The organism is Wolbachia endosymbiont (group A) of Colletes cunicularius (assembly GCF_964264715.1).
Lineage (GTDB): Bacteria > Pseudomonadota > Alphaproteobacteria > Rickettsiales > Anaplasmataceae > Wolbachia.
Genome location: NZ_OZ183471.1, coordinates 164,347 through 180,739 on the forward strand (window position 1 = coordinate 164,347; position 16,393 = coordinate 180,739).

The 16,393-nt window shown below is 36.3% G+C and carries 13 protein-coding genes, 2 tRNA genes and 1 pseudogene; 8 read left to right on the forward strand and 8 right to left on the reverse strand.

Going from position 1 to position 16,393, the window contains the following annotated elements; all coding sequences use genetic code 11:
- Positions 1 to 87 precede the first annotated feature (87 nt).
- Positions 88 to 594: a hypothetical protein gene (locus ACFELZ_RS00945; RefSeq protein ID WP_375316297.1), complete on the reverse strand. Its 507-nt coding sequence runs from the start codon at positions 592 to 594 to the stop codon at positions 88 to 90.
- 70 nt (positions 595 to 664) lie between these two features.
- Positions 665 to 749 (reverse strand) — tRNA-Leu (locus ACFELZ_RS00950).
- A gap of 62 nt (positions 750 to 811) precedes the next feature.
- Here ACFELZ_RS00950 and tldD point away from each other — a divergent pair.
- Positions 812 to 2,230 (forward strand): metalloprotease TldD, encoded by a 1,419-nt coding sequence (gene tldD / locus ACFELZ_RS00955; protein ID WP_375316298.1) that lies wholly within the window; start codon positions 812 to 814, stop codon positions 2,228 to 2,230.
- Positions 2,231 to 2,359: 129 nt separating this feature from the next.
- Here the strand turns inward: tldD and ACFELZ_RS00960 are convergent, their stop codons facing one another.
- On the reverse strand, positions 2,360 to 3,826 hold the full coding sequence (locus ACFELZ_RS00960) for an IS4 family transposase (protein ID WP_375316680.1): 1,467 nt from the start codon (positions 3,824 to 3,826) through the stop codon (positions 2,360 to 2,362).
- Positions 3,827 to 3,916: 90 nt separating this feature from the next.
- Positions 3,917 to 4,144 (reverse strand): annotated as a pseudogene (locus ACFELZ_RS00965) (transposase); the annotation flags it as partial.
- A gap of 83 nt (positions 4,145 to 4,227) precedes the next feature.
- Here ACFELZ_RS00965 and ACFELZ_RS00970 point away from each other — a divergent pair.
- The 3 genes from ACFELZ_RS00970 to metG all read left to right on the forward strand — a co-directional run bounded on the left by ACFELZ_RS00970 (position 4,228) and on the right by metG (position 8,383).
- Complete coding sequence (locus ACFELZ_RS00970) at positions 4,228 to 5,088, forward strand: IS982 family transposase (RefSeq protein WP_375315786.1); 861 nt, start codon at positions 4,228 to 4,230, stop codon at positions 5,086 to 5,088.
- A 90-nt stretch (positions 5,089 to 5,178) separates the two neighbouring features.
- Positions 5,179 to 6,348: a bifunctional 2-polyprenyl-6-hydroxyphenol methylase/3-demethylubiquinol 3-O-methyltransferase UbiG gene (gene ubiG, locus ACFELZ_RS00975; protein WP_375316299.1), complete on the forward strand. Its 1,170-nt coding sequence runs from the start codon at positions 5,179 to 5,181 to the stop codon at positions 6,346 to 6,348.
- A 430-nt stretch (positions 6,349 to 6,778) separates the two neighbouring features.
- Positions 6,779 to 8,383, forward strand: a complete 1,605-nt coding sequence (gene metG / locus ACFELZ_RS00980) for a methionine--tRNA ligase (RefSeq protein ID WP_375316300.1) — start codon at positions 6,779 to 6,781, stop codon at positions 8,381 to 8,383.
- Between the two features lie 32 nt (positions 8,384 to 8,415).
- Here the strand turns inward: metG and ACFELZ_RS00985 are convergent, their stop codons facing one another.
- A complete protein-coding gene (locus ACFELZ_RS00985; RefSeq protein WP_375316301.1) occupies positions 8,416 to 9,207 on the reverse strand; it encodes a hypothetical protein in 792 nt (263 codons plus the stop codon).
- A 122-nt stretch (positions 9,208 to 9,329) separates the two neighbouring features.
- Positions 9,330 to 10,781, reverse strand: coding sequence for a replicative DNA helicase (locus ACFELZ_RS00990; protein WP_375316302.1), 1,452 nt, complete (start codon positions 10,779 to 10,781; stop codon positions 9,330 to 9,332).
- Positions 10,782 to 10,888: 107 nt separating this feature from the next.
- On the opposite strand from ACFELZ_RS00990, the gene ACFELZ_RS00995 reads away from it, so the two are divergent.
- Together ACFELZ_RS00995 and ACFELZ_RS01000 are read left to right on the forward strand one after the other, a co-directional pair.
- Positions 10,889 to 10,971 (forward strand) — tRNA-Leu (locus tag ACFELZ_RS00995).
- A 24-nt stretch (positions 10,972 to 10,995) separates the two neighbouring features.
- Positions 10,996 to 11,592: an RDD family protein gene (locus ACFELZ_RS01000; RefSeq protein WP_375316734.1), complete on the forward strand. Its 597-nt coding sequence runs from the start codon at positions 10,996 to 10,998 to the stop codon at positions 11,590 to 11,592.
- Positions 11,593 to 11,625: 33 nt separating this feature from the next.
- Here the strand turns inward: ACFELZ_RS01000 and lysS are convergent, their stop codons facing one another.
- Positions 11,626 to 13,299 carry a lysine--tRNA ligase gene (gene lysS, locus ACFELZ_RS01005; protein WP_375316303.1) on the reverse strand — a complete coding sequence of 558 codons (1,674 nt, stop codon included), beginning with the start codon at positions 13,297 to 13,299 and terminating at the stop codon, positions 11,626 to 11,628.
- Positions 13,300 to 13,399: 100 nt separating this feature from the next.
- Between lysS and ACFELZ_RS01010 the strand changes: the two genes are divergently transcribed.
- The gene (locus ACFELZ_RS01010) at positions 13,400 to 13,696 is read left to right on the forward strand and encodes a type IV secretion system protein VirB3 (protein ID WP_375316304.1); all 297 of its coding nucleotides are present in this window, start codon (positions 13,400 to 13,402) and stop codon (positions 13,694 to 13,696) included.
- Positions 13,697 to 13,705: 9 nt separating this feature from the next.
- Positions 13,706 to 16,111: a VirB4 family type IV secretion/conjugal transfer ATPase gene (locus ACFELZ_RS01015; RefSeq protein WP_375316305.1), complete on the forward strand. Its 2,406-nt coding sequence runs from the start codon at positions 13,706 to 13,708 to the stop codon at positions 16,109 to 16,111.
- On the opposite strand, the gene ACFELZ_RS01020 is transcribed toward ACFELZ_RS01015, so the two are convergent.
- Positions 16,043 to 16,390 carry a hypothetical protein gene (locus ACFELZ_RS01020; protein WP_375316306.1) on the reverse strand — a complete coding sequence of 116 codons (348 nt, stop codon included), beginning with the start codon at positions 16,388 to 16,390 and terminating at the stop codon, positions 16,043 to 16,045. The two genes, ACFELZ_RS01015 and ACFELZ_RS01020, sit on opposite strands and share 69 nt — an antisense overlap.
- Positions 16,391 to 16,393: the final 3 nt, after the last annotated feature.

Sequence of the window (16,393 nt, forward strand, 5' to 3'; positions counted from 1 at the left end):
GTGACTGTTTAAAAAATCCATATACTACCCTCTTTTATTATTAAACTATTAATATTATAGCTAATATTCCTATACAAGTCAAATAAGTTAACTTGTTGACACTTGAACTGCTTTTACAGATGGGGAGAGGGTATCAGTAGGTTTTTCTGCCTGTGGTTTGCTGATCAAAGTCCGAATGATATTAGTTGCCATAATAGCACAACCTAAAATAAAAAAAGGTGTAGAAACAAAATAGATAAAAGAAGACTCAAAAAGCGACATAGATGCAATGCCTCCTATTAGAAATGAAACGCTGGATACTATATCAAGATAGATCTTCGTTAATTTTTTTTGTCCAGGAGAGTTTTCTACACCAAGCTGCTTATTAAGCTCGCATTTTCGAAAATGATCAGTACGTGACCATGAATTTAAGCCAAGTGAAATTGCACTTAGTGTGATACTAAGAGCGGCAGAATGTACACTTAGTCCAGAAATATTGAAGACTAATGTTGCTATATATCCAATAAAAAGGGCAGTAGATAGCGCAGTAACTAAGCGTTTCGAGTAAGTTCGTACCTTCTTTCTGTAGGCTAACTTATCTTTTTCACCATACATAGCATAAATATTACCTAATACGTTATATTGTAGCATTAACTAATTCAACAAGCAATATGGAAGCTAAGAGTGCCCAAGAGAAGACTTGAACTTCCACAACTTAAAAAGTTACTAGCACCTGAAGCTAGCGCGTCTACCAATTCCGCCACCCGGGCTTTTTATAGTTTACTATGTTAAAGTTAAATAATATACTTAAACAATTTTTAGTTCAAAGGTAATGCCAAATCTAGATCAAATATTTTTCGCTCAAAACAATGTTAATATTAATAACGTATATAAAATAGTCAATAACGCTTTGAGCAATAGCGATGGTGGTGAGCTGTTTCTAGAATTTTGCCAGTCGGAGTCCCTAGTTTTTGATGACAATATATTAAAACACGTAGATTTGAATACCAGAAGGGGATTTGGTTTAAGGTCTTTTTGTGAGGATAGTACATCTTTCGTTTGTTCTTCTGAGATTAGCGAAAAAGAAATTAGTAATGCTGCTTCTATGGTAAAAAGCTCAGTGTCTTTAAACAAGACAAATTCAATAAATTTAAACGAAGAGACAAAAAGTCCATATTCGAGGATTAACCCTACAAATGAAATGGATCTGAATTCAAAGATTAAACTACTCAATGAGGTTAATGAGTATGTAAGGTCCAAAAATAACTGCGTGAAGCAAGTAAAAATAACTCTAAGTGGAGAATGGCAAGTCGTACAAATAATAAAGGGTGATCACAGATTAAGCGATATCAGGCCTCTGGTACGTTTTAATGTGTTAGTCATCGTAGAGAAAGATGGTCGAACCGAGAGAGGCTCCGCAGGACACGGTGGAAGGGATTCTTATAGTAAGTTTATTTCTGAGAAAAAGTGGAAAGAAGTTGCAAACCAGGCTTTGGAACAAGCACTGGTAAATCTTGAAGCAATTCCAACTCCAGCCGGAGAAATGACAGTTATTCTAGGTCCGGGCTGGCCGGGAGTATTGTTGCATGAAGCTGTGGGTCATGGACTCGAAGGCGATTTTAATCGTAAAGGAGTCTCAGCATTTTCAAATTCTATTGGTAAACAAGTAGCAGATAGTGGCATCACAGTAGTTGATGATGGAACTCTGCCTAATTTGCGTGGTTCTATTAGCATAGATGATGAAGGTACTCCACCCAGTTATAATGTATTGATAGAGGATGGAATTCTCAAAGGCTACATGCAGGATCATATGAATGCTAAACTCATGGGTGTGAATCCAACTGGTAATGGTAGAAGAGAAAGTTATAAAGAAGTTACTATGCCGCGCATGACAAACACCTATATGTTACCAGGGAAACATACGCCGGAAGAAATAATATCTAGCGTAAAGAAAGGTCTGTATGCAGTAAATTTCGGTGGTGGGCAAGTTGATATAACGTCAGGGAAATTTGTTTTTTCATCTTCAGAAGCTTACTTAATAGAAAATGGTAAAATTACACAGCCAGTCAAAGGATCAACACTAATTGGTGATGGGCCAACAGTGCTAAAAAAAGTATCCATGGTTGGCAACGACTTAAAGTTGGACCCCGGTGTTGGCACATGCTCAAAAGATGGACAAAATGTGCCCGTTGGAGTTGGTCAACCAACACTCAAAGTCGACGCAATAACTGTTGGTGGAACTGAGATATAGATAAGGGCTAAAACGGGTTCCAGCGCATGACGCACAATTGTACAAACATTGTAGCCGTTATTCAAGTAGCCCGCAGAAAAGAAAAAACTTACTTGACAAACTCCGCCAGCCCCCTTATCATGCTTACTATTACCCACAAGTATAGAATGAATGAGCAAGTCTCCATCCTTCTGCTAAATCAAAGAGACGTTTCCATCCCTTCCACAAAGCTATAGGGCCTGGTTCTAAGTCATTTTTGCGAGCTAAAAACCCTCCTAACTTGGCCACCCACCTCACAATTTCTCTTATAGGTGGTGGAGTCTCAGGATAGTTTTTTGTCTTAAGCATTTTGGTATATAAAACCTTCCATTCGTCATCAGTCAGTATGACAGTGCAAGAAAGATTCGGATTTGTTCTAGCTACCAATGTGATAAAAAATATTCTCCATGCAATTATACTCATAATTGTAAGAAAGCGGATCAATCTATCTGCTGTTTGGAGCCTACATTCTTCAACTTTAAGACCGGATTTCAAAATTTTATGAAAAACCTCTATTCTCCATCTTAAGCAATACCATTGTATTTTTTCTACTGCTTCTTCAAAATTATTAATATTTATATTTGTTAACAAAATCCAGTTCATGGGCTCTTCGCCAAATGGGGGATATTTTTCTATAACATAGACAGCATTTAAATTTAAATTAGGAAGTTTTTGCGTTTTACGTCTAGCGTTGTTTTTTGATGCATTCATCACAAAGTTACTAAACTTTACTTCTAAAACTGTTGTTCTTTGAGGTTTGTTATCGCAAGCAGGAATACTCACTTGTATTTCTCCTTGGCAAGACATGCGATTCATCAAATCCCACAATCTTTCACCACCTTTTTCAGAATAAGTCGACTTCTTGTTTACTGTTCTGTTTTGATTTCCTCTTACTACAAAAAGAGATTGATTAGTGGAAGCAACTTCAAATAAATCATAAATATCTGCTTCTCTATCACAAACGGTAACTACCTTAACATCCTTTAATCCAGGATGTTTAGTAGAGTCTTTAAGTGATGCTATCCACCGTATGCTTTCTTTCTCTTCTATGGGAAGAGCAGTATTATGGCTTCTTCTTTTCAACTCCTTTAGGTCTTCAGCTAAGGGAGGTCTAGTACTAATTTTTTGATCCAATAATCCTATAGGTAGTCCTTCTGTTGTAACTGCAAACGTTGTATGCATCACTAATCCATGGGTTTTAAAATTAGTTGTTTTAGATGTTAATCTTGCTGCTATAATCCCTAATCCTTCGGTCTTTTTATGATTTTTATATGAAATATAACTCGTGTCCTGGATAGCTAAGATAGTTGAGTATTCTTTAGCTCTTTCAATATTTTTAATTATATGACTGTCTAATATCTTTCTTTCAGAAATGGCATCTTTTTGGAAAAATCTATAAGCTGCTTTACTTTGATGCCAATCTTCACAAGCTTGATTTATTGAACACTCAGGCGATTCAGCAAAACTATTAACTATTTTTAGAAGCCTTTTACTTAATCTTATATCACCAAAATTAACAATTCCAAATTCACTTTCTGCCCATTCGCCAGTTGAGGTATTTATAGTTCTTTTCATCATATATTCCATTTTTAGACCATAGATCTATTTATAATAGAAAGTTGAATTAGTAAGATAGCAGCTTTTTCTCCTTTTAACGCGAATTCTGGATTAAGGAAGGAAGAAAGTATAGGAAATAGAAGGCTTTGTGGATTTGATGGAATAGGAAATGAGAGTAGAAAAGATATGAACCAAAAAATTAACAGGGGATCTATGGCGAGTGTGTTCAATTTCTAGTCTATTTTTTAGGTAACCAAAAACAGTCTCAATGATAGACCTTTTTCTCAGTAAAATCTTCTCATTTAGCGAAATCAATGTATTTTTCATACCTTTTTTCACGTGAATTCTGGATTAAAGGAGAATAGAAGAGGCAAGAAAACAGGGTAAACTCAGCAGTGATAAAAAAATAGATGAGGTTACCCATGGAAGATATAACAAAACTGTTTTGTTTGGTCGATGATTTTTGCAGAGATATAGAGAAAAATTTTGCAGATAAACTACTGCCAAATGGTAAAAACCCCACAAGAACAACGGAAATTGAGCACTCCGAAATCATGACAATAATCCTGCTATATCAACAATCTCCGTGTAAAACTTTCTATCTACATTACCTAACGTTGCTCTACAAATCAGAGTTTCCAAAGTTACCTTCATATACCAGGTTTGTTGCTCTAAAGCCTAGGGTTTTGTGGCATTTAGCAATGTTGTTGCATTGGCTTTGTGGACAGTCAGAAAACACTGGAATTTCATATATAGACACAACTCCCATTGCAGTTTGTCATGCAAAAAGAATATCCAAAAACAAAGTTTTTGCTGGAATTGCAAAATTAAGCAAGAGCACTTACGGCTGGTTTTTTGGTTTCAAATTACATATGGTAATCAATGAAAATGTTGAAATTCATGCACTTACGCTAACAAAAGGCAATGTTGATGATAGGATACCTGTGCCAAATCTGACGGAAAAATTAATCGGTCTTTTGTTTGGTGACAAAGGTTATATTGCAAAAGAGCTTTTTCAGAAGCTGTTTGACCGAGGTTTGAAACTTGTTACCAAGGTGAAAAAAGGTATGAAAAATACATTGATTTCGTTAAATGAGAAGATTTTACTGAGAAAAAGGTCTATCATTGAGACTGTTTTTGGTTACCTAAAAAATAGACTAGAAATTGAACACACTCGCCATAGATCCCCTGTTAATTTTTTGGTTCATATCTTTTCTACTCTCATTTCCTATTCCATCAAATCCACAAAGCCTTCTATTTCCTATACTTTCTTCCTTCCTTAATCCAGAATTCGCGTTAAAACGGCTTGACAGAAAGATCAAAATAAATTACCCATATAAATATCCTTAAGTTATGCAAGATCAACTTTTTATATGTCAGATATAATATCAATTGCCTCAGATCATGCTGGTTATGAATTAAAATCAGAAATAAAATCCTACCTGGAAACCCTGGGTTACACAGCGGTAGATCAAGGCTGCACTGCTAAGCAAAAGTGTGTAGATTACCCAGACTATGCTGTTAAAGTTGTAGAAGATATAACAAGCAAAAAAGCAAATTATGGGATATTAATTTGTGGTACAGGTTTGGGCATGAGTACTGTGGCAAATCGTTTTGAAGGAATCTACGCTGCTTTATGCAATAGTGTTGAGATCGCAAAATTAGCTCGCGAGCATGGCAACGCAAATGTACTGTGTCTTGGTGCAGGATTTACTGCGAGTGGATTAGCAAAAGACATAGTCAAACAATTCCTCGAAACAGAATTTTCAAAAGAAAGCAGACATAAAAAACGTCTTGATAAACTCAGCAATATAACCTCTAAGAAAAAAAAAACAAAAACTTATAACGAAGATGAAATATCAAAATTCGCTAAAATGGCAGGCCAGTGGTGGGATGAGAACGGCAAATTCAAACCATTGCACATGATGAATCCTGTGAGGGTATCTTACATTATTGAGAAAATAAAAGAGTTAAAAAAATGCGATTTAAAAGAATTATCATTGCTTGATGTTGGATGCGGTGGTGGCATTTTGTCAGAGTCAATGGCACGCGTTGGCATTAACGTTGTGGGAATAGATGTATGTGAAGAAAACATCAAAGTGGCACAGTCACATGCGAAAAAAGTAGGGCTTAATGTAGAATATATGCACACCAGCATTGAAGAGCTAAGTAATGACAAGAAGTACGACGTGGTTCTGTTGATGGAAGTAGTTGAACATGTGGATAATTTAGAGTTTTTCATGAAAAAAGCAATAGAGCTGCTAAAACCAGAGGGACTGATCTTTATATCCACAATAAATAGAACTATCAAATCCTTTTGTCTTGCAATAGTCGGAGCAGAGTACATATTAAATTGGCTGCCGAAAGGCACGCATAACTGGAATAAATTTCTCAAGCCGTCAGAAATTGCAAATCACTTAAGAGAAAATAATGTAACGCTGCAAAACATGGCTGGCATGGAGTACAACGTAATAAAACGCGAGTGGAATTTAACTAAAGGCGTGGATGTGAATTATATACTTTGTGGAAACATTGTAGTTTGAGACGGTTCTAATGTCATCCCAGTGCCCTGACTACTTGGATCCAGATTGGATACTGAGTTGGTGAGTATAAAATAACGCGAGCTCTACGTCATACCGCCGCGGTATCTCTTAGCATAGATCCCGCTAACAAGTAGCGGGATGACGGTTGTCAGGCTAGTACCTTCTCCTGTCATCCCAGTGCCCTGACTACTTGGATCCAGCTTTCCATATCAAAAACGTTTATTTAGCACAAGATCGGCTACTTTCTATGCTCACCAAATCAGTTTGCTTTACTTACAAGCAAAATTTCCTGGATGCCAGTGTCAGCTACTTTCATGACACCCTATGTGCAGCTTGTGTACATATCATAGGATTACAGAAATGGTAAACCTTAGCTATATATTGATTTTTACTGCTAGTGCATATACGATAAAACTTTAAGCACTGCATAATGAAACAATTCGAGAACTTTTACATCACCACGCCAATATATTACGTAAACGACAAGCCGCATATCGGACATGCATATACTTCTCTCATCTGTGATGTTACAGCTAGATTTATGAAACTAGCTGGGAAAAATGTCAAATTTACCACCGGCACAGATGAGCATGGGCAAAAAATCGAAAAAGCAGCTAAAGCAAAGGAAATGCAGCCGAAGGAAATGCAGCCGAAAGAATTTACAGATGAAGTAAGCGTTTCATTTAAAGAATTGGCTAAGTTCATGAATTTTGAGTATGATGATTTTATTCGCACTACGGAGGAACGTCACAAAAAAGCAGTTATAGTTTTATGGAATAGACTTAAAGAGAGAGGACAAATATATTTGGATTCCTATTCGGGTTGGTATTCAGTTCGTGATGAAGCATTTTATCAGGAATCAGAGCTGATAGATGGCAAAGCACCAACAGGTGCTGAGGTTGAATGGGTAAAAGAAGAGAGCTACTTTTTTCGTTTGTCGAATTGGCAGGATAAATTACTAGAACTATATGAAAATCAGCCAAATTTTATCTTTCCTGAGAGCAGAAAAAATGAAGTGGTATCGTTTGTAAGATCAGGACTCACTGACCTTTCAATCTCTCGCACTAGTTTTAACTGGGGAATAAAAGTACCAGGTGATGACAAACACGTAATCTATGTCTGGATAGATGCATTAACTAATTATCTCACATCGATAGGTTTTCCTAGTACTGAGGGTAAAGAATATAAGAGGTTTTGGGCAGAATCCAAAACGCAGATTCCAGTGTCAAGCACTGCAAACCTAGCTGACAACTCTTTCAACGTTCATGTAATCGGCAAAGACATATTGCGCTTTCACGCTGTATATTGGCCAGCGATTCTCCTTGCAGCAGATTTGCCACTGCCAAAACAAATTGCAGTTCATGGTTGGTGGCTAAACGAGGGAGAAAAAATATCCAAGTCTCTTGGTAATGTCATAGATCCAATTGGCCTCGCTCAAGAGTTTGGTGTTGATCAACTACGCTATTTTCTCCTTCGGGAAGCAAGCTTTGGTCAGGATGGCAATTTTAGTAAGAAAAACATGATCAGCCGAATAAACTCAGAACTGGCAAACAATATAGGCAATTTAGTGCAAAGAACAATTTCATTTTTACACAAGCAATGCTCGGGAGTTGTACCAACAGTTGATCAAAGCCTACTTAAAGGCGAGGAAAGCCTTCCAAATTGCAAAGCTATACTAGGTCAAGTGATGGACCATTTATCAAAGTATGAATTTAACCAGATTATACTTCTAATTATCAACATATCTTCTGAAGCCAATGCTTATATAGACAAAAGTGCACCCTGGACATTGAGCAAAACAGATAGAGAGCGCATGAATTTAGTAATCTACAAATTACTGGAATATATCAGGATAATTGGCATTTTATTGCAGCCAATTGTCCCGAGGTCAGCGGAAATGATACTTGACCAATTGCAAATTCCAAAAGAGCAACGAGATTTAAAATCTCTGTGCAACGCATGCGTAAGTTCAGGCATTACACTACCTAAACCTACGCCGGTTTTTTTGAGGGTTGATGTTAAAGAGGAGAAATAGTTTTTAGCTATTTCTCCTAGGTGGGATTACCTTTAGTAACGAGAATACGTACCGTTGATACTGCCGAACCTATCACCTGCAGGTGATGCACTGGATTCTTCGAATAATGTGCCCACAAGAACTGGTGCTACAGTGGCAGCAAGCATTGCTGCTCCAACTACTAATCTAGCTGCTGTCTTGGCCTTGTCTAGACTCCATGCGCCCCAGCTTTGACCATTTTGAGTTGGCTGATTTACTGGACTAGGATTTTTGGTACTTTTTTCCTCACCAGGTTCTGCATCAAAAAGTATATCTTCATTGATATCTTTTTCAACAAGACTCATTAAATGCTTTTTAGCAGCATCAATACTTGAAAGATCAAATTGCTTAGAAACATTATCGATGTTTAAATAATCCAAACTATTAGCTTGTTTCCCTTGTTTGCTAGAAGAAACAGCAAGGTCTAAGTGATCCAACTTAACCTCTTCTTTAGGTAACTGCTCTTGCTTATCAAAAAGCTTAGTATCATTTTTAGCAAGTCGAGCATCTTTCTCTTTCAACTCCAATGTAAGCTCAGCATTTTTTTTCGCTTCTTCATGGAGAAGAGTGTTCTGCTTACGGATATCACCATTCTTACCAATTGCTTTATACGAAAGTGCAATAACTGCAACGGAAAATATGGCACCACCAATAACAAATGGAAGGCCAAGGCTTAGAGCTGCAAATGGAGCTAAAAAACCAATATAAGGAGCTACAGCAAATATTCCTGATATCAACAGAGTTCCGATAGCCAAAGCACCACTCGCAAGATAAGGTGAGTTAGTTTTATTAAATATGTTTTTCATTATATACCTCACTAGAATTAACTTATTATTAAAATTGTAGCACGGGTGAAGAGATATGTCAAGTTTATTAATAAATTAGTAAACTATAGCGAGGATAGGTATTGATAAAAGATTCTTGAAGGCTATGAACTGTGCCTCTCCGTGTAATCTTTGAATGCGCCTCTGCTGGAGTCAAAATATAGCTTTACACTGCCAATTGGCCCATTTCTCTGCTTTGCAATAACGAGCTCTGCAATGTTTCTAATTTTTTCCATTTTCTCTTGCCATTCCCGATGTTTATTGTTTCCTTCATTTGGCTGCTTTCTTAATTCATAGTATTCTTCTCTATAGAGGAACATCACTATATCTGCGTCTTGCTCTATGCTTCCTGAATCACGTAAATCAGAAAGTTGTGGTTTTTTATCATCCCTCTGCTCAACAGAACGAGAGAGCTGAGATAGTGCAACAACGGGAATATTCAGCTCTTTTGCAATTGCTTTCAAACCCTGCGTCACTTCCGAGATTTCTTGTACTCTATTTTCATTACTTCTTTTTGTTGTTCCTCTGATTAGCTGCAAATAATCAATGAATACCACTTCTACATTATATAATTGATACAGCAAGCGTATTCTGGTGCGAAGGGCACTAATTGATAGCGCAGGGGTGTCATCTATGATGAAAGGCAGTTCAGATAATTCTGTACTAGCATTGATAAATTCATGCAATTCAAAATCACTAATTCTTCCGGTTAATGCCTTATAATAACTAATCCCTGAATCTATAGTGATCAGCCTTGCGGTTAATTGTTCTGCTGACATTTCAAGTGAGAAAAACGCTACATAGTGTTGTTTATCTGCTCTTTTTTGCAACATCTTACAAGCATTAAGTGCGATGTTTAGCGCCAGTGCTGTTTTACCCATAGAAGGCCTTGCAGCTAAAATTAATAAATCAGATTTTTGTAGGCCACCAAGAAGCTGATTTAGATCTTGAAGTCCGGTTGTAACGCCCAGCGCTTCTGGATTATTTTTCAGTGTGCTGATCTTCTCAACTACGTCTTTAATTGAACTTGCAAGTTTTATATATGTTTTCTCACCTTGTTTTTTTACTGCTAAGTTGAACAATTTTGTCATTGCTTGTTCAATTTGCGCCTGTGCAGGATTTTCAATATCGTAGTTGTAGCTATCACCAACTATTTCTTGCCCGAGCTTAATTAAACATCTCCTTAAGTAAGTATCACGGATTATTCTAGTCAAACTATAGATATCAAGTGCAATACTTGCCTTTGCTGCAAGCTTTGCTAAGTACTCTACCCCACCACACTCGGTAAACGCTTGGTCGTTCTCAAAAAACATTTTGAGGCTTAGTTCATTGGCAACTATACCGTGTTTCCTGGTTTTGGATATTTGCGTAAAGATACTCTGATGTAATGGATCATAGAAATTCTCTGCCGTGATTGTATCTTCAACTGCATCACAGATTCTATTATCACGAATCATTGCACCAATAAGCATTTGCTCGGCTTCTAAATTATGCGGTAATTTACATATTTCCTTGTCTACACTTCTTGAACTGAGGAGACTAGCTAATTCATTCATTTTAAGTTTTGAGAGTAACTGTTGATTATTGTAGAATATTTAGTCCTCATTTGAAAGACATATAAAATTTGACTAATTCCGTGTTGCCTATAGCATTAAAACTTAATGCCCCTGTGGTGGAATGGTAGACACGGCAGACTCAAAATCTGTTGCTTGCAAAAGCATGCTGGTTCAAGTCCGGCCAGGGGCACGTTAAATATTGGAAAGTATATATATGTTACATAAATTTTTTAATCGTTTATTTTCTATTTTTTCTTCTATAAATGTTATTCAAAAGGTAAAGAAAGATGAAAATGGGATATGTTATGTAACAGGACTTAGGCGCTATATATCAGTATTGCTTGATTTGATTATTATCGTTTTGTTCTTGCAGTTTTGCAGCCAAGCCTTAAATAAGCTCTTTATGAACTCAGAGGATAGCAAAATATTAAGTCAAATTGCTGCAAAATACCAAATGCAAGCGCCACTGTCTGCAGAAGAAAAGACAACGCAGAGTAGACTTATAAAATTACAAATCCTAAATCAAATAGTCCAATGCATTATGCTCTTTTGCTATGTTACATATATGTGGGTAAGGTTTGCTGCTACACCTGGAAAACTATTACTTGGGCTTAGAGTTGTGGATGCACAAACTTTCGAAAAGATGAACCTAAGACAAGCAACAAAGAGATTTTTTTCCTTTATATTGTCAGCTGCACCATTATTCTTGGGCTTTTTATGGTCAAATTTCAACAAACGCTGTCAAACTTGGCACGACAAGATCGCAGGCACAGTGGTTGTCACGAGTAAAAGCCTTAGAAGGCAGGACTAAAAACTAAAGAGCTCAAATGAAAGAAGGTAAACTCTAAAGTATACATTTAGTAGCGCTTTCTATGAGAGAAATCGTATTATCTATTCCATAAAGCTTTATGAAAGATCCCATTCTTGGACCGGTTTTTTGGCCAAGTAACGTTTCATATAATAGCTGAAACCAGTCACGTAAGTTGGTATAATCATATTTTTTTCCAATAGAAAATACCTGAGATTGAATTTCTTCAGCAGTAACAGTTGTAGATAGAGAATGTAAAGTGTCCTTCAAATCTAGTAACGCTTCTTTCTCTTTTGCATTTGGAGTTTTATATGATTTTGTTGGTTTGATAAAATCGTGGTAATACTTTACTGCAAAGTCTGAAAGTCTATCAAGCATTTTATTATTTTCTGGTGTGACGTTCGGTGCATAATAGGATATAAAACCCCATAGGATCTCTTTGTTTTCAGCATTACAAGCCACTGCTAGGTTTAAAAGTAGTGAGAAATTTATGCCTGAAGTTTCTATATTGGGAACATTGCCCTGGTGGATATGCCAGGCAGGGTTACATAACCTTGCTTCTGATGGCAATTTTGTCGTTAAAGCTTGCTTGCGCTCCTCAAATACATTCGAGTATTCTGCGGTGCTCACCTGCACTTCTCCTAGAAATTTCTCATCATAACCAGGTTCTGTATGAAATTTACTATTTGTGTTTTCCCCGTTGTTCTCGTTGTAACGTCTTACAAATTCTAAATATTCATCAGTTGATTTTGGTATCACATCAAAATATAAACGTTTAGCTTTTTTAGGGCTCTGAAAAATGTACAATGCTAAACTCTCTGTTGGTGCGTAAGTTAACCACTCTTCAATTGAAATGCCATTTCCTCTTGATTTTGATATTTTCTTTCCTTCTTTATCAAGGAAAAGCTCGTAGCAAAACAGAAGTGGTGGCTTTTCTCCAAGTATTTCACATATTTGACTTGAAAGCACAGCAGATGGAGTTAAATCTTTTCCGTGAGCTTCATAATTTACTCCAAATGCGGCCCACCTAATTCCCCAATCAGGTTTCCATTGCAGTTTACATTTTCCTTTTGTCACTGGAACTTCTATTTTTTCCCCGTTTTGGTCTTCATACGTGATTGTTCCTTTATCTGTATTTGTTTCAATTACTGGAACTTGTAAAACTTGAGAAGTTTTTGGGCATATTGGCAAGAATGGACTGTAAGTCTGCTGCCTTTCTTCCCGAAATGATGGAAGCATTACGTCCATCACTTTATCATAATTTTTCAGCAGTAGTAAAAGTTTTTCATCGTAAACGCCAGATTTATAACACTCTGTTGCACTCCTGAACTCGTATTCAAATTCAAACAAATCAAGAAATTTACACAACAATGAATTCATATGATGACCGTAACTCTGATGAGTGCCAAATGGATCAGGTATCATAGTCAATGGTTTATTTAAGTGCTCTCTTAGCATCTCTTGATTTGGCACATTATCTGGTATTTTTCGCAAACCATCCATATCATCTGAAACTGCAATGATTTTGGTTTTTATACCAGGAGCTATTTTTTTTAATGCATTTACAACAACTGTAGTGCGGAGAACCTCTCCAAAGGTTCCTATGTGGGGTAAACCAGAGGGCCCATAACCAGTTTCAAATATTATTTCTTTTTTATTAGGAAACTCTTGCAATATTTTTTCTGCTTCTTGAAATGGCCAACTTGTCATTATCGGGGTTAAATAATGTACCTTAACTTAAAGTGCTACTAGTTTCAATGGATTTTTAATATAATGATATAGTATTAGTTATTATTAGAAGGTTAAAGATATGTCCACAGGTAGTATACAAACAGATCAATTATTTAAAGGTCTTACAAGAACTGCAATGCTCTTTGGTGTGAGTTATATGTTTGCAATATTAAACGTCCTGATTTGCATGCTAATTTTCATTAATTCAAATGATTTGAGAGTGATTCTCTTAATGTTACCAGGCATACATGGACTTGGCTATATAGCTTCTGCAAAAGAACCGTTGTTTATTGAATTATTTATGGTAAAATTAGGAAAGTGCTCGAAATGTTTAAATCGTTTTTATCATGGAGCCAATTCTTATGATATTGCTTAATGTTGTGTGATGCTGAGGTTTAGGGCTATTCAATCAAAGAATAAATCTACTCTGAGCAGGGAAATTCACGCTGCTGAATTTATTCCTTATTCTTGCTATTGGAATAGCACAACCTTGATGACAAAAGAAAATTGGTTGGTTAAGGTTATAAAATTAAGTGGCTTTGCATTTGAAACCGCCGATGACGAGGATTTAGTTATACAGAACAACATCAGGAATCAGATGCTAAGAAGCATTTCATCTCCGGCATTTAGTTTATATTTTCATACTATCAGACGTAAGAAAAATATTTTTTCTGATGAATTTGCAAGTCAAGGTTTGCCGAATTTTTTCGCTAATCACGTAAATCTAAAATGGAGAGAAAAACACGCAACAAGGCAATCATTTATTAATGACCTATACATTACGATTATCCGTAGAGCAGACACAAAAGGAGTAGAATTTTTGTCATATCTACTAAAAAAATTCGGACATGTAACTTCAAAACATGCTTGGGAAAGTGATATGCGTGCCACGTATGAAGATTTAGAGGAAACGACAAATCGTGTAGTGACAAGCCTTAGAAATTATTCGCCTAAAATTCTTGGAGTAAAAGAAACTCCAGATGGTTTGTTCTGCGAAATAATGGAGTTTCTATCTAGAATTGTAAATTGTGGCTTCGTTACAAATACGCTTTTTCCGCTAAGAACTGAAATATCAAGATACTTACCAGTACATAGGTTATTCTTTGGCCGTAAGATGATACAGGTTGTGACTCATAATGGGAGTAAATATGCTGGAATAATTAGTATCAAAGAATATGGAAATCATACTTCTGCAGGAATGCTTGATTCGTTTTTACAACTTCCTTACGAGTTTATAATTACGCAATCTTTTCAATTTATAAACAGGCAAATGGCGATTGGAAAAATGCAGATACAGCAAAATCGAATGATACAGTCTGCAGATAAAGCTATTTCTCAAATAGCAGAAATTTCTCAAGCGCTTGATGACGCAATGAGTGGTAAGATTGCCTTTGGTCAACATCACCTGACTATTTTATGTATAGAAAAAAGTCCTAAATCATTGGATAACGCTCTGTCGTTGGTAGAATCAGAGCTTTCTAATTGCGGTGTTTATCCTGTCCGTGAGAGAGTTAACCTTGAACCAGCATTTTGGGCGCAAATTCCTGGTAATTTCGATTATATAGTGAGAAAAGCTACAATAAGTAGTCTTAATTTGGCTGGATTTGCATCTCAACATAATTATCCTACTGGCAATAAATTCAATAACCACTGGGGAGATGCTGTTACAGTTTTTGACACGACATCTGGTACTCCATTTTTTTTCAACTTTCATATAAGGGATGTTGGACACACTATGATAATTGGCCCAACTGGTGCTGGTAAAACTGTTTTAATGAATTTCTTGTGTGCCCAAGCGATGAAGTTTTCTCCAAGGATATTTTTTTTTGATAAAGATCGCGGTGCAGAGATTTTCTTAAGAGCACTTGGTGGTATCTATACTGTAATAGAACCAAGAACTAAAACAAATTTTAATCCTTTGCAACTTGATGACACCTCTGATAATAGAACATTTTTAATGGAGTGGATAAAGTCTTTAATTTCGGTATATAATGATAAATTTACTTCAGAAGATATTGCACGAATTAATGATGCAATTGAAGGAAATTTTAAATTAAGAAAAGAAGACAGATTCTTGAGAAACCTCGTACCATTTTTAGGGCTTGCAGGTCCTGATACTCTAGCTGGGGCAATATCTATGTGGCATGATAATGGTTCTCATGCTGCAATATTTGATAATAAAGAAGATTTGCTAGATTTTTCACGAGCAAGAGTATTTGGTTTTGAGATGGCTAGCTTGCTAAAAGATCCTGTTGCTCTTGGACCAGTATTGATTTATTTATTTCATAGGATTAGTATATCTCTTGATGGCACTCCATCTATTATCGTTCTTGATGAGGCATGGGCATTAATAGATAATCCAGTTTTTGCACCCAAGATAAAAGACTGGTTGAAGGTACTGAGAAAACTAAATGCTTTTGTGATTTTTGCTACTCAGAGTGTTGAGGACGCAAGTAAAAGTACTATTAGTGATACGCTTGTACAACAAACAGCGACACAGATTTTTTTACCAAATCTGAAAGCTACTAGTGTCTATCGGGATGTTTTTATGTTAACTGAACGTGAGTATATATTAATTAAGCACACAGATCCAAGTACTAGATTCTTTTTGGTGAAACAAGGAGTTAATGCTGTAGTAGCTAGAATAGACTTAAAAGACCTAGATGATATAATCAACGTATTATCTGGACGTGCAGAAAGTGTTCTATTGTTACACGATATATTAAATGAAGTTGGGGACAACCCAAAAGTATGGTTGCCTATATTTTATCAGAAGGTAAAAAATGTTTAAGACTAAGCTGTCATTGCTATTAATTGCGATATTTTTACTAAATATAGACTTTTTACTCTCATATCCAGTGCTTGCAGATGGAGTAAGTAGTACTGACAAGACAGAATTTGTTAGCAGATTTAATTCCACTGGCAGTTTTAGTCGTGCCTCTAATCCTGATTGTGGAGCTTTTAAAACAGCTGCAGCACTTGCTGGAATAGCAATTGCTGTTGGTGCAATATCTACTGGCATTGTTTTGATCGTCTCTTCCGCTGGCTTATTTACTGCTCTTGTTGTCATTGG

Coding starts and splice junctions, on each gene's coding strand:
- ubiG (WP_375316299.1), top strand. CDS start 5,179: ATGTCAGATATAATATCAATTGCCTCAGATCATGCTGGTTATGAATTA.
- ACFELZ_RS00960 (WP_375316680.1), bottom strand. CDS start 3,826: ATGATGAAAAGAACTATAAATACCTCAACTGGCGAATGGGCAGAAAGT.
- lysS (WP_375316303.1), bottom strand. CDS start 13,299: ATGACAAGTTGGCCATTTCAAGAAGCAGAAAAAATATTGCAAGAGTTT.
- ACFELZ_RS01015 (WP_375316305.1), top strand. CDS start 13,706: ATGCTGAGGTTTAGGGCTATTCAATCAAAGAATAAATCTACTCTGAGC.
- ACFELZ_RS00970 (WP_375315786.1), top strand. CDS start 4,228: ATGGAAGATATAACAAAACTGTTTTGTTTGGTCGATGATTTTTGCAGA.
- ACFELZ_RS00990 (WP_375316302.1), bottom strand. CDS start 10,781: ATGAATGAATTAGCTAGTCTCCTCAGTTCAAGAAGTGTAGACAAGGAA.
- metG (WP_375316300.1), top strand. CDS start 6,779: ATGAAACAATTCGAGAACTTTTACATCACCACGCCAATATATTACGTA.
- tldD (WP_375316298.1), top strand. CDS start 812: ATGCCAAATCTAGATCAAATATTTTTCGCTCAAAACAATGTTAATATT.
- ACFELZ_RS00945 (WP_375316297.1), bottom strand. CDS start 594: ATGTATGGTGAAAAAGATAAGTTAGCCTACAGAAAGAAGGTACGAACT.
- ACFELZ_RS00985 (WP_375316301.1), bottom strand. CDS start 9,207: ATGAAAAACATATTTAATAAAACTAACTCACCTTATCTTGCGAGTGGT.
- ACFELZ_RS01000 (WP_375316734.1), top strand. CDS start 10,996: ATGTTACATAAATTTTTTAATCGTTTATTTTCTATTTTTTCTTCTATA.
- ACFELZ_RS01020 (WP_375316306.1), bottom strand. CDS start 16,390: ATGACAACAAGAGCAGTAAATAAGCCAGCGGAAGAGACGATCAAAACA.
- ACFELZ_RS01010 (WP_375316304.1), top strand. CDS start 13,400: ATGTCCACAGGTAGTATACAAACAGATCAATTATTTAAAGGTCTTACA.